Origin of the sequence: Collinsella aerofaciens (genome assembly GCF_002736145.1) — a bacterium.
GTDB lineage: Bacteria > Actinomycetota > Coriobacteriia > Coriobacteriales > Coriobacteriaceae > Collinsella > Collinsella aerofaciens_A.
Window position 1 is genome coordinate 2,077,533 of the sequence record NZ_CP024160.1, and the last position, 12,825, is coordinate 2,090,357.

The following is a 12,825-nucleotide window of genomic DNA, read 5'->3' on the forward strand; positions in this document are numbered from 1 at the left end:
CTGCCGCACTTGGACAACCCTCGCTTTGTAAGGAATGTTCACAAAGTTGAAGTTTCCACCTGCATCTCTTCGCAGGCTTTCAGTATGAAAGGAGAGCTAGATGCGTGTTTCTTACGACTGGCTCAAGACCATGATCGATATTCCGGAGGATCCCAAGACCCTTTCGGACGAATATATCCGTACCGGCACCGAGGTCGAGGCGATCGACACCGTGGGCGAGTCCTTCGACCACGTGGTGACCGCCAAGGTGCTCACCAAGACCCCGCACCCCGATAGCGACCATATGTATGTGTGCTCGGTCGACGTGGGCGACAAGAACCTCGACGCCGACGGCAACCCCGCTCCGCTGCAGATCGTCTGCGGCGCGCAGAACTTCGAGGCCGGCGACCACATCGTCACGGCCATGATTGGCGCTGTCCTGCCCGGCGACGTCAAGATCAAGAAGAGCAAGCTTCGCGGCGTCGTGTCCATGGGCATGAACTGCTCCGCGCGCGAGCTCGGCCTGGGCGGCGACCACTCCGGCATCATGATCCTGCCCGAGGATACGCCCTGCGGCATGCCGTTTGCCGAGTACGTGGGCTCGAGCGATACCGTGCTTGACTGCGAGATCACGCCCAACCGTCCCGATTGCCTGTCCATGATCGGCATGGCCCGCGAGACCGGCGCCATCTTCGACCGCGATTTCCACGTTGAGCTGCCTGCCATCAAGGCCGAGACCGGCCGCGCGACCGACGACGAGCTTTCGGTCGAGATTGCCGACGAGGGCCTGTGCGACCGCTACGTCGCCCGCATCGTGCGCAACGTGAAGGTCGGCCCCTCGCCCGACTGGATGGTCAAGCGCCTCAACGCCCTGGGCGTGCGCCCGCACAACAACATTGTCGATATCACCAACTACGTGATGATGCTCACCGGTCAGCCGCTGCACGCCTTTGACCTGGACACCTTTGCCGAGCGCGATGGCCGCCGTCGTGTGGTGGTCCGCGCCGCCCAGCAGGATGAGAAGTTCACGACGCTCGACGGCGAGGAGCGCACGCTCGACGCCGGCATGGGTCTCATCACCGACGGCGAGCGCCCCGTGGCGCTGGCCGGCGTTATGGGCGGCATGGATTCCGAGATCGAGGACGACACCGTCGATGTGATGGTCGAGAGTGCCTGCTTCAACGCCGGTCGCACCTCGCACACCAGCCGCGACCTGTCCCTGATCTCCGACGCCTCCATTCGCTTTGAGCGCCAGGTTGACGAGACCGGCTGCGTGGACGTCGCCAACGTTGCCTGCGCGCTCATCGAGGAGATCGCCGGCGGCGAGGTTGCTCCCGGCTATGTCGACGTTTTCCCTGCGCCCAAGACTATCGACAGCATCAAGCTGCGCCTGGCCCGCGTGCATGCCATCTGCGGTGCCGACATCGAGCCCGAGTTTATCGAGCGTTCGCTCACCCGCCTGGGCTGCACCGTCGAGCGCGACGGCGATGACTTCATGGTCACCCCGCCGAGCTTCCGTCCCGACCTGCCGCGCGAGATCGACCTGATCGAGGAGGTCCTGCGCCTGTGGGGCATGGGCCGTGTGACGGCGACCATCCCGGCTGCCAAGAACCACATCGGCGGCCTGACCCGCGAGCAGAAGCTCACCCGCAAGGTCGGCGAGATCCTGCGCGCCTGCGGCCTCAACGAGACCACGACTTTCGGCTTTGCCGCCCCGGGCGACCTGGAGAAGATCGGTATGTCCACCGAGGGTCGCGGTTGCCCCGTGGTGCTCATGAACCCGCTGGTAGCCGAGCAGACCGAGATGCGTCGTTCGCTGTTGCCGGGCCTGCTGCAGTCCGTGGCCTATAACGAGGCCCACGGCACGCCCAACGTGCACCTGTACGAGGTCGGCAGCCTGTTCCACGGTCGCGAGAACGCCAGCCTGCCCAAGGAGACCAAGTCCGTGGCGGGCGTGCTCTCGGGCCAGTGGAGCGAGCAGTCCTGGAACATGAAGTACCGCAAGCTGCGTTTCTTCTTTGGCAAGGGCATTGTCGAGGAGCTGCTCGCCCAGCTGCGCATCGAGAAGGTTCGCTTCCGTCCCGTCGAGGGCGAGGGCTACGCTTTCTTGCAGCCGGGTCGTGCGGCCGAGGTTCTGTCCGGCGGCACCGTACTGGGCTGGGTCGGCGAGATTCACCCCGAGGCGCGCGAGGCGATGGGCATCGATGAGGTCGTCGTTGCCTTTGAGCTCGATCTGGACAAGCTGATCAAGGGCGCCCGCAATCAGGAGAACTACCGCGAGTTCTCGCAGTACCCGGCTGTTGAGCACGACCTTGCTATCGTGGTCGACAATGCTGTGACCTGCGAGGATCTTGAGCGCCGCATTACCAGCGCCGGCGGCAAGCTGCTCGAGGGCGTGCGCCTGTTCGACGTCTACCGCGATCCCATCCGCATCGGAGCGGGCAAGAAGTCCATGGCCTTTGCGCTTACGTATCGCTCCGACGACCACACGCTCACCAGCGAAGAGGTCGAGAAGGCGCACCAGAAGATCGTCACCAAGGTATGCAAGGGCGTAAACGGCGAGGTCCGCGGATAGGGCTTGCGCTGGGGTATGGGTCAGCGGTGGTTGCCGCCGAGTCTTACGTGACCGCTATGCTCGATATAAGGCACCGTTGAGCCTTCATATATGACACGCGCATTACATAACGGCGTGCTGCTTTGTCGGCAGTGCGCCGTTTTGCTATGATAGCCCGCGGCGTGTTACGAATCTTACAATGCGTAACACTGACAAGGTGATTTAAGCGGCGTTGCAATTCTGTGCGCCGATAACCGGGAGGCGCCCATGCACATTCCAGATAATTATCTGTCCCCGCAGACGGATGCCGTCATGGCAGTGGCAATGGTGCCCGTTTGGGTCCACTGCATCAAAAAGGTGCGTGCCACGCTCGATCGCGAGCACATGGCTTTCCTGGGCATCTGCGCCGCATTTTCCTTCTTGCTCATGATGTTCAACGTGCCGCTGCCCGGCGGCACCACGGGTCACGCCGTCGGCGGCGCGCTCATCGCGCTGCTGCTGGGCCCGGAGGCCGCGGCCATTGCTGTCTCGGTCGCGCTGGCGCTACAGGCACTACTGTTTGGCGACGGCGGCATCCTGTCCTTTGGCGCCAACTGCTTTAACATGGCCTTCGTGCTGCCGTTTGCCGCTGCTATCGTGTTCCGTGCGCTCAACAGCCGTCTGCACGACAAGAGCTGGGGCACCTCGGTTTCGGCCATCGTAAGCGGCTGGGTCGGCCTGTGCCTGGCGGCCCTGTGCGCGGCAATCGAGTTTGGTATTCAGCCGATGCTCTTTACCAACGCTTCGGGCGCGCCGCTGTACTGCCCCTTCCCGTTGTCTATTGCCATTCCTGCCATGATGATCCCGCATATGCTGGTTGCCGGCGTGGTCGAGGGCGTGGCGACGGCTGCGATTTACGGTTTCATTAAGAAGACGGCGCCGAGCGTTATCGTCGGGCCCGAGGCCGTCGATGGCCAGCTTGCTGCCGAGGGCGCTGCTGCCAAGAAGACCTCGCTGGTCCCCACACTCATCCTGGTTGCCGTGCTTGTCGTGGCCACGCCGCTGGGCCTGCTGGCCACGGGTGACGCCTGGGGTGAGTGGGACGCCGAGGGCGCCGCGACCGCCGTTCAGGAGGCTGGTGACAACAGTCTGCAGACTTCGGTCGGCCTCGATACCCCGACCTTTGCCGACGCTCTGCCCACGGGCGATTATCTGCAGGCCTATTCCGAGGAGCAGGGTCTTGGCTTTGCCGGCCAGGCCGCGATGTATATTCTTTCGGGCGTGATTGGCGTGGCGGTGCTCACCATCGCATTCCGTCTGATTTCGCTGACGGTCAAGGAAAGCGGTGCTCATGGCAATAGCCAAGCTGCCTAGCTGGCTTGCGGCCGAGGAGCGATACGAGCCCGCGGGGGTTCGGCATCGAGTGATGCAAAAGAATGTCCTGCACCTGGCGAGCCTGCTTGAGCGGGTTCGCCTGGGTGGAGGCGCGCACGAGGGCGGGTCGATGGTCGACCGCGCCCTTTCTTGCGTTTCGGCTCCGGTGCGCCTGGTGGGGATGTTCGTTTGCGTCCTGTGCGTGTGTCTGACGCAGAGCCCGCTGTACCTCATGCTGATGGCGGCTATCGCACTGGTGCTCGTTGCCGTGCGCCCCGTACGCGGACTGCGGGCAACCTTTGTGCCGGCGCTTGGCGCTGCGGGGCTCGCGGTGGTTCTGGCGCTGCCCGCCTTGCTGCTGGACGCTTCTGCCGCGGGCGCCATGCTCAAGATTGCGCTCAAGACCTTCATTAATGTGTCGCTAGTGCTGGGCGTTTCGTGGACCCTCACGTGGAGCCGCATGTCGGCGTCGCTCAAGATGCTGCATCTACCCGACGAAGTTATCTTTACGTTTGATATGGCGCTCAAGCACATCGAGGTGCTGGGTCGCACGGCGCACAATCTGTGCGAATCGGTCATGCTGCGCAGCGTGGGTCGTGCGCCTGCGGGTTTTTCGCGCACCGACTCGCTGGCGGGTATCATGGGCATGACGTTTATCAAGGCGATGGAATGCAGCCGCGCGATGGACGAGGCTATGCTTTGCCGCGGCTTTGCCGGTGCGTATCCGGCGCCCGCGCGTGTCGGGTTTGGCTGGCGCGATGCGGTCTATGCGGCCGGCGTGGCGCTGCTGGCAGTGTTGTGCGCCGTGCTGTAGACGCTGCTGGTTTCGACTGGGGATGCAAATAGGGAAGGGCGACGTTTTGACGATCGATATGAATAGTGCGGCGGGCACGAACGGCGCGCGCGCCGAGGCCATGCCGCTCATCGAGCTGCGCGACGTGGTGTTCTCCTATGCGGGGCATACGGTTGTCGATGGTGTGTCGCTGCAGGTCGATCGTGGTGAACTCGTTGCCCTGCTCGGTCCCAACGGCTGCGGCAAGACGACGATCATGCGCCTTATCAACGGCCTTGAGCTCGCGGACGCAGGGGCATACCTGTTCGACGGGCATGTGATCGATGCGGCGTTTCTAAAGGATTCCGCGGCTGCTCAGCGTTTTCATCAGCGCGTGGGCTTTGTGTTCCAGAATGCCGATGCCCAGCTCTTTTGCGCTACGGTGGGCGAGGAAGTTGCTTTTGGTCCCGCGCAGATGGGGCTGCCGGCAGACGAGCTCGAGCGCCGCGTGCGCGATGCCATGGAACTGTTCCAGGTTACCGATCTGGTCGATGCCTCGCCTTATCAGCTTTCGGGCGGGCAAAAGAAGCGTGTTGCGCTGGCTGCCGTCGTGTCGATGAACCCCGATATCCTGGTGCTCGACGAGCCTACCAATGGACTTGACGAGGACTCTTGCGACATCGTGGTCAACTTCCTGCTGGCCTATGTTGCTGCCGGTAAGACGGTCTTGATGAGTACACATCATCAGGATTTGGTGCGACGCCTGGGTGCCCGCGCCATCTATATCGATCGATACCACCATGTGGTCGAGGCACCTTCGCCGTCGTATGGAACCGAAAGCGGTGCTACGGACTAGTTGCTGCGTAGAGCGTGCGTAGCCGCCCGCGCGGCTTTGCCGTGATGGTATAGTTATCCAGGTTTTTATGGGGGTGGCTATGCCAAGCTGGAACATTCATATCGCTCAGACGGAGCGTTTGCTGGAGCGCACCGGTGCGCTTGCCAATAGCGTGCGCGACCGCAATGCCTTTTTGTTTGGCTGCGTGGTTCCGGATATCTTCGTGGGCTATATGGTCCCTGGCATCGCCGATCCCATCCCGTACCGCATTACGCACTTTGCCAAGCCTGAGCCCATCCCTAAGCCTCGTGAGCATGAGTTCTGGGATACCTATGTGGCACCGTTGCTTAATAGTTCGCCCACCGGTGCGCCGGCCGCAGCGACCTCGATTATCGAGGAACGCGAGCGACTGAACCGCGTGCACTATCCCCAGCGTTACAAGGATGCCGAGCCGGTTGCCGGTCCCGGCACCTGTGAGTTCTCGCTTGCGTCCGAAGATGTGGCGCAGTCGCTGCTCGATTTAACACTGGGCGTCTGGTCGCATCTGGTGGCCGATACCGTATGGAATACGCGCGTGAATCAGTACCTGGAGGCGCACGGCGGCAAGCCATGTGAGGAGTTCCGCATTAAAAAGCAAGGCGACTTTGACTGGTTTGGCAAGACGCTCGGCATTGTTTCCATCCCGCGTGCGACCGATCGCCTGTATACCGCCGCGACGCGTTTTGGGCAGTATCCCATCCATAAAGAATATGTGCTCAAGACCATCGGCGTTATGCACGAGATTGTACGCGAAAACCCCGGCGAGCCCGATCATCCGCCGTATCGCCTGCTAACTGAGGAGTTCTTCGACTCAACGTTTACCGAGGTCATCGAGCTGACCGAGGCAGGCTTTGCGGCTCGCGTTGCTGCTTCTGACGTTCCGGCAGTCCCCCTGATCGCTAGCTGCTAGCCGGCCGGCTTTACGGAGAACAGTTCATCCCAATTGACCAACAGCTCCCGTCGCAGGCGTCTTCGGTGGTGCGCTCGGCATCGGAGAGGCTTGCGACTGAACGCAAATCGATGAGGCGGCATATGAAGAAGGTCTTAAAAAAGCCCGGAAGGCAATGCCTTCCGGGCTTTTTGCAATGCAAATCTGCTTGCAAGTGCGATTTAGCGCACCTGAGCGACGTAAGCGACGTTGGTCGAGGAGACCTTGTCCTCGAGCTGGACGCTCATGCGGGGATCGCCGGCGGTAGCGACGGTCAGGTCGCCGGCCTCGACGTAGCCGAGCTCCTTGGCGGTCTCGATCGCCTTGACGATCGTGCCGTTGACGGTGCCCTGGGTAATCTCGGCCTGGTGCGGGATAACGCCCCAGTACATGATCATCTGCTGGACGGCCCACTCGTGGCGGGAGAATGCGCAGATCGGCATGTTGGGACGGAAGTGCGAGATCAGGCGAGCGGTACGACCGGTGGTCGTCGGCACGGTGATGCACTTGGCGCCAACGGTGGTAGCCATGTTCACAGCGGACATACCCACAACGTTGTTGACGACGCGGGTGCCGTGAGCGTCAGCCGGAACCTCGAGCGGAGCGTGGGCCGGGAGGTACTTCTCGGTCTCGAGAGCGATGCTGGCCTGCATCTTAACGGCCTCGACCGGGTACTTACCGGCAGCGGACTCGCCGGACAGCATAACGGCGTCGGTGCCGTCGTAAATGGCGTTAGCAACGTCGGCAACCTCGGCGCGCGTCGGGCGCGGGTTCTGCTGCATGGAGTCGAGCATCTGCGTAGCGGTGATAACGGGCTTGTAGGCCGCGTTGCACTTGGCGATGATCTCCTTCTGGATGTGGGGAACGAGCTCGGGCTTGATCTCGATGCCCAGGTCGCCACGGGCGACCATGATGCCGTCGGAAGCCTCGAGGATCTCGTCGAAGTTCTCGACGCCCAGGGCGCACTCGATCTTCGGGAAGATCGTCACGTGCTCGCCGCCGTTCTCGCGGCAAAGCTCGCGGATGCCGCGGACGGACTCGCCGTCACGGATGAAGGAAGCGGCGATGTAGTCGATGTTCTCGGTCAGGCCAAAGAGGATGTCCTGACGATCGCGCTCGGTGATGGCGGGCAGCGAGATGTTGACGTTGGGCATGTTGACGCCCTTGCGCTCGCCGATCAGGCCGTCGTTCTTAACGACGCAGGTCATGTCCTGGCCGTCGACGGACTCGACCTCGAGGGCAACCAGGCCGTCATCGATCAGGATGAGGGAGCCCTTCTCGACCTCGGAGGGCAGAGCCAGGTAATCGAGGGAGATGTGCTCAGCGGTGCCGTGGAAATCCTCGGACGTGGGCTGAGCGGTGACGACGATCTTGTCGCCGGTCTTGACGGCAACCTTCTTGCCATCGACCAAAAGGCCGGTGCGGACCTCGGGGCCCTTGGTGTCGAGCAGGATGCCGACGGGCATGCCGAGCTCCTTGGAAATACGGCGGACGCGCTCGATGCGACCGTGGTGCTCGTCGTAGGAGCCGTGCGAGAAGTTAAAACGGGCGACGTTCATGCCCGCCTTGATCATCTCGCGGATGGTCTCGTCGCTATCGCAGGCGGGACCCATGGTGCATACAATCTTGGTGCGCTTGTACATTCAGACCTCCATCTGACATCGTCTTGCGCTGATAGATAAACCATAAGAAATAAAACTGAGATGATTATAACGAAATGCCGACCGAATACCCCAAAAAATCGACCGTATGCCGAATTAGAAGTTCATTTTTTGCGGAAAAACGGTATATGCAAAAACTTTACCAACCGTTCTAACCGCTGCTATCTGGGCGATATTTCAGTCTGACGATGCGCCGAAGAAAAAACGTTTTATCAATGTTGAGCATCACACTGTCTGCACCGTTGCGCCTGTGCCGTGTTTCCAGATGGAATGTTTTGGCTAGACGCGTCGCTTTGGGGTACCATAGCTCCACTATCAACTGCCGCTCAGCACGGCAGCCTTGATGAGCCCTTGCCCTTCTCCTGGGAATTATGATCGGGCATCAATCTGCTGAGTGGCCCGAATCCCAGGAGGGGACTCTATATGCAAAAGGAATACCTGTCCGCCGCGGCGGAGGTGCTCAGCGACCAAGGTGTCGATGAGAACCTCGGCCTGAGCGACGACGAGGCGTCGTCGCGCCTCGCTAAGACAGGCCCTAACAAGCTCGAGGAAGCCGAGAAGACGCCGCTGTGGAAGCGCTTCTTTGAGCAGATGGCCGACCCCATGGTCATCATGCTGATCGTTGCCGCCGTCATCAGCGCGCTCACGGGCATGGTCAAGGGCGAGGCGGACTTTGCCGATGTCGCCATCATCATGTTCGTCGTTATCGTCAACTCGGTGCTGGGCGTGGTCCAGGAGGCTAAAAGCGAGGAGGCTCTCGAGGCCCTGCAGGAGATGAGCGCGGCGCAGTCCAAGGTGCTGCGCGACGGCAAGCTCGTGCACCTGCCGAGCGCCGAGCTCGTGCCCGGTGACGTGATCATGCTCGAGGCGGGCGACTCCGTCCCGGCCGACTGCCGCGTGCTCGAGAGCGCCACGATGAAGATCGAGGAGGCCGCCCTTACCGGCGAGTCCGTGCCCGTCGAGAAGCATGCCAACGTGATCGAGCTCGCCGCCGGCACCGACGACGTGCCGCTCGGCGACCGCAAGAACATGTGCTACATGGGCTCCACCGTGGTGTACGGCCGTGGCCGCGCCGTCGTAGTCGGTACCGGTATGAACACCGAGATGGGTAAGATCGCCGGCGCCCTGGCCGAGGCCAAGGAAGAGCTCACGCCGCTGCAGGTGAAGCTTGCCGAGCTCAGCCGCATCCTCACTATCATGGTTATCGTCATCTGCGTCGTTATCTTTGGCGTCGACATCATCCGCCACGGCGTGGGCAACGTTCTCACCGACCCGACCGCGCTGCTCGATACCTTTATGGTCGCTGTCTCGCTTGCCGTCGCCGCCATCCCTGAGGGTCTGGTTGCCGTCGTGACTATCGTGCTTTCGCTCGGCGTGACCAAAATGGCCAAGCGCCAGGCGATTATTCGCAAGCTCTCTGCCGTCGAGACCCTTGGCTGCACGCAGACCATCTGCTCCGACAAGACCGGTACCCTTACCCAAAACAAGATGACCGTCGTCAAGCACGAGCTCGCTGCGCCTAAGGAGAAGTTCCTGGCCGGTATGGCGCTGTGCTCCGATGCCCAGTGGGACGAGGACCTGGGCGAGGCCGTTGGTGAGCCGACTGAGTGCGCGCTCGTCAACGATGCCGGCAAGGCTGGTCTTACTGGCCTGACTGCCGAGCACCCGCGCGTGGGCGAGGCCCCGTTCGACTCGGGCCGTAAGATGATGTCCGTGGTCGTCGAGACCCTGGACGGCGAGTATGAGCAGTACACCAAGGGCGCGCCCGACGTGGTGATCGGCCTGTGCACCCATATCTACGACGGCGACAGGGTCGTTCCGCTGACCGAGGAGCGTCGCGCCGAGCTCGTGGCCGCCAACAAGGCCATGGCCGACGAGGCCCTGCGCGTGCTGGCGCTGGCAAGCCGCACCTACACCGAGGTCCCGAGCGACTGCAGCCCCGCTGCGCTCGAGCACGACCTGGTCTTCTGCGGCCTGTCCGGCATGATTGACCCTGTCCGCCCCGAGGTCTCCGACGCCATCCGCGAGGCCCACGACGCCGGTATTCGCACCGTCATGATCACGGGCGACCATATCGACACCGCCGTGGCCATTGCCAAGCAGCTGGGAATCGTCACCGATCGCAGCCATGCCATTACCGGTGCCGACCTCGACCGCATGAGCGACGAGGAGCTCGACGCGCACATCGAGGACTACGGCGTGTACGCCCGCGTCCAGCCCGAGCACAAGACGCGCATCGTCGAGGCCTGGAAGTCGCGCGACCAGATCGTCGCCATGACTGGCGACGGCGTCAACGACGCCCCGTCCATCAAGCGCGCCGACATCGGCGTGGGCATGGGCATCACCGGTACCGATGTCACCAAGAACGTCGCCGACATGGTGCTTGCCGACGACAACTTCGCCACCATCATCGGTGCCTGCGAAGAGGGCCGTCGCATCTACGACAACATCCGCAAGGTCATCCAGTTCCTGCTTTCGGCCAACCTTGCCGAGGTCTTCTCGGTGTTTATCGCCACGCTCATCGGCTTTACCATCTTCCAGCCGGTGCAGCTGCTGTGGGTGAACCTGGTCACCGACTGTTTCCCCGCGCTCGCGCTGGGCATGGAGGATGCCGAGGGCGACATCATGAAGCGCAAGCCGCGCAACGCCAAGGACGGCGTCTTTGCCGGACATATGGGTCTGGACTGCGTGGTCCAGGGCCTAATCATCACCGTGCTGGTGCTGGCGAGTTTCTTTGTGGGCGTGTACTTTGACATGGGCTACATCCACATCGCCGATATGATCGCCGGCAATGCCGACGAGGAAGGCGTGATGATGGCGTTCATCACGCTCAACATGGTCGAGATTTTCCACTGCTTCAATATGCGCAGCCGTCGTGCGTCGCTGTTCACCATGAAGAAGCAGAACAAGTGGCTGTGGGCTTCCGCCGCGCTGGCACTGGTGCTGACGGTGATCGTGACCGTGCAGCCGACGCTTGCCGAGATGTTCTTTGGTCCTGTGACGCTTGAGCTCAAGGGCGTTCTTGCCGCGCTGGGCCTGGCCTTCCTGATCATCCCGCTGATGGAGATCTACAAGGCGATCATGCGCGCGGTCGAGAAGGAGTAACGTTCCTGTCCGGGCCCGACCGCCTGCGGGGTTTCCACGGGCACGTCCTCGCCGCTTTGCGGCTGCGGGATGTGCCCTTAGGAAACCCCTCCCGGCGGGCGGGCCCTGCGGTGTCCTTGCTGCTTTTCTCCCGCGCGGATGAAAAAGGGCTGAGGGAAAGTGTGTGAGTCGGTCGAGCGGTTGCTCGACCGACTCTTTTTTGTGGGTAAAATACCTGCTCAGTTGTGATTTTGGCTGCTGGGAGGCGTTTGTGGCTAAGGCTAAGGCTAAAGCGAAGAAAAAGACGACGGGGGCGCGGGCTAAGCGTGACCGTCGTCGGAAACTCGCGACCGAAGCGCCCGCGTCTGCCGAGGAGTTGTTGGCGAGCGTACCGGGGCTCGATGCGCTGCAGGATGTTCCGGCGTTTGATGACCTGCCGGTCGATGAGGCCCAGCAGACTGCCTTTGATGATTTCTGCGCACATGCCGAGGAGCCCGAGCAGATGCAGCTGGGTGCCGTTATTCGCCTGGATCGCGGGTTTCCGCTGGTGGCCACTGCCGACGACACCTTTCGCGCCGAGCATGCCGTGGGGTTTGCCAAGTCGCGCGGCGAGGACGAGGTCCTGCTGCCTGCCGTGGGCGACCGTGTGGCGGTGCGCCGCGCTCCCGGGCACGATATGGGCGTGATTGAGTGCGTGCTGCCGCGCCGTACGAGCTTTGAGCGTTGGCGCGGCCGTGCCCGTGGAGAGCGCCAGGTGCTCTGCTCCAACGTGGATAGCGTGCTAATCGTGCAGGCGCTCGGTGCCGGTGAGGTGCTGCTCGACCGCGTGGCGCGCTCGCTGGTGTTGGCGCTCGACTGCGATGCCGAGCCGGTGGTGGTGCTTACCAAAGCTGACCGCTGCGATGCCGAGGAGCTCGAGCGCGATCTGGACCGCGTGCGCCGCCTGGTGGGTCCGGACGTGCGCGTGATCGTGACGTCCTCTGCCGAGGGCCGCGGCCTGGACGAGGTCCGTGCCTGCGTGCCCGCCGGGAGCTGTGCCATGATTCTGGGCGAGTCGGGTGCCGGTAAGTCGACGCTGCTCAATGCACTGCTGGGCCACGATACGTTGGCGACCGGCGGTGTGCGCGAACGCGACGACCAGGGCCGTCACACTACCGTTGCGCGCGTGATGGTGGCGCTGCCGGGCGACGCCGGCGTGATCGCCGATGCCCCGGGCCTGCGCAGCCTACCGCTCGTGGGTCACGAGCGGGGTCTGGCGCGCGCCTTCCCCGAGATTGTCGAGACATCGCGCGCGTGCCGGTTTGGCGATTGCACACATACCCATGAGCCGGGTTGCGCCGTTCGCGAGGCCGAGGACGCCGGGCAGATTGACAGCCTGCGTCTGGAAACGTTCCAAAACCTGGCGTCATCCATGCGCGTGAGCGCTCAAATGCTCGATCCCGATGTCCATCTGTAATTGATTTTTCCTATGACAGCCGTCTCCCAACTGTTCGGGAGACGGCTTTTTTTGCTGCGGAAAAGCCTCGAAACATGCAGCTTGCTGACGTGCTGACCAAAACCTTGCCATGAGCTTGACGGGCTGGTCAGCTTTTGGTCAGCGATTGGTTTGACATCGAAAAC

The 12,825-nt window shown here is 62.4% G+C and carries 8 protein-coding genes; 7 read left to right on the forward strand and 1 reads right to left on the reverse strand.

Annotation, left to right across the window (positions count from 1 at the left end; translation table 11 throughout):
• Positions 1–100 precede the first annotated feature (100 nt).
• From pheT to CSV91_RS09025, 5 genes are all read left to right on the forward strand, one after another.
• A complete protein-coding gene (gene pheT / locus CSV91_RS09005; protein ID WP_099432608.1) occupies positions 101–2,554 on the forward strand; it encodes a phenylalanine--tRNA ligase subunit beta in 2,454 nt (817 codons plus the stop codon).
• Positions 2,555–2,800: 246 nt separating this feature from the next.
• Positions 2,801–3,886 carry a cobalt transporter CbiM gene (cbiM, locus tag CSV91_RS09010; RefSeq protein ID WP_099432609.1) on the forward strand — a complete coding sequence of 362 codons (1,086 nt, stop codon included), beginning with the start codon at positions 2,801–2,803 and terminating at the stop codon, positions 3,884–3,886.
• A complete protein-coding gene (locus CSV91_RS09015; protein ID WP_099432610.1) occupies positions 3,864–4,700 on the forward strand; it encodes an energy-coupling factor transporter transmembrane component T family protein in 837 nt (278 codons plus the stop codon). The genes cbiM and CSV91_RS09015 overlap by 23 nt, the downstream gene beginning before the upstream one ends.
• Positions 4,701–4,746: 46 nt before the next feature.
• Positions 4,747–5,514, forward strand: coding sequence for an energy-coupling factor ABC transporter ATP-binding protein (locus CSV91_RS09020; RefSeq protein WP_229077260.1), 768 nt, complete (start codon positions 4,747–4,749; stop codon positions 5,512–5,514).
• A 79-nt stretch (positions 5,515–5,593) separates the two neighbouring features.
• Positions 5,594–6,442, forward strand: a complete 849-nt coding sequence (locus CSV91_RS09025; RefSeq protein ID WP_099432612.1) for a hypothetical protein — start codon at positions 5,594–5,596, stop codon at positions 6,440–6,442.
• A 200-nt stretch (positions 6,443–6,642) separates the two neighbouring features.
• On the opposite strand, the gene pyk is transcribed toward CSV91_RS09025, so the two are convergent.
• Positions 6,643–8,103 (reverse strand): pyruvate kinase, encoded by a 1,461-nt coding sequence (gene pyk / locus CSV91_RS09030; RefSeq protein WP_099432613.1) that lies wholly within the window; start codon positions 8,101–8,103, stop codon positions 6,643–6,645.
• Positions 8,104–8,544: 441 nt separating this feature from the next.
• On the opposite strand from pyk, the gene CSV91_RS09035 reads away from it, so the two are divergent.
• Together CSV91_RS09035 and rsgA are read left to right on the forward strand one after the other, a co-directional pair.
• Positions 8,545–11,226 carry a cation-translocating P-type ATPase gene (locus CSV91_RS09035; protein ID WP_099432614.1) on the forward strand — a complete coding sequence of 894 codons (2,682 nt, stop codon included), beginning with the start codon at positions 8,545–8,547 and terminating at the stop codon, positions 11,224–11,226.
• Positions 11,227–11,707: 481 nt separating this feature from the next.
• The gene (gene rsgA, locus CSV91_RS09040; RefSeq protein WP_172622506.1) at positions 11,708–12,661 is read left to right on the forward strand and encodes a ribosome small subunit-dependent GTPase A; all 954 of its coding nucleotides are present in this window, start codon (positions 11,708–11,710) and stop codon (positions 12,659–12,661) included.
• Positions 12,662–12,825 lie beyond the last annotated feature (164 nt).

Coding starts and splice junctions, on each gene's coding strand:
- pheT (WP_099432608.1), top strand. CDS start 101: ATGCGTGTTTCTTACGACTGGCTCAAGACCATGATCGATATTCCGGAG.
- cbiM (WP_099432609.1), top strand. CDS start 2,801: ATGCACATTCCAGATAATTATCTGTCCCCGCAGACGGATGCCGTCATG.
- CSV91_RS09015 (WP_099432610.1), top strand. CDS start 3,864: ATGGCAATAGCCAAGCTGCCTAGCTGGCTTGCGGCCGAGGAGCGATAC.
- CSV91_RS09025 (WP_099432612.1), top strand. CDS start 5,594: ATGCCAAGCTGGAACATTCATATCGCTCAGACGGAGCGTTTGCTGGAG.
- pyk (WP_099432613.1), bottom strand. CDS start 8,103: ATGTACAAGCGCACCAAGATTGTATGCACCATGGGTCCCGCCTGCGAT.
- CSV91_RS09035 (WP_099432614.1), top strand. CDS start 8,545: ATGCAAAAGGAATACCTGTCCGCCGCGGCGGAGGTGCTCAGCGACCAA.
- rsgA (WP_172622506.1), top strand. CDS start 11,708: ATGCAGCTGGGTGCCGTTATTCGCCTGGATCGCGGGTTTCCGCTGGTG.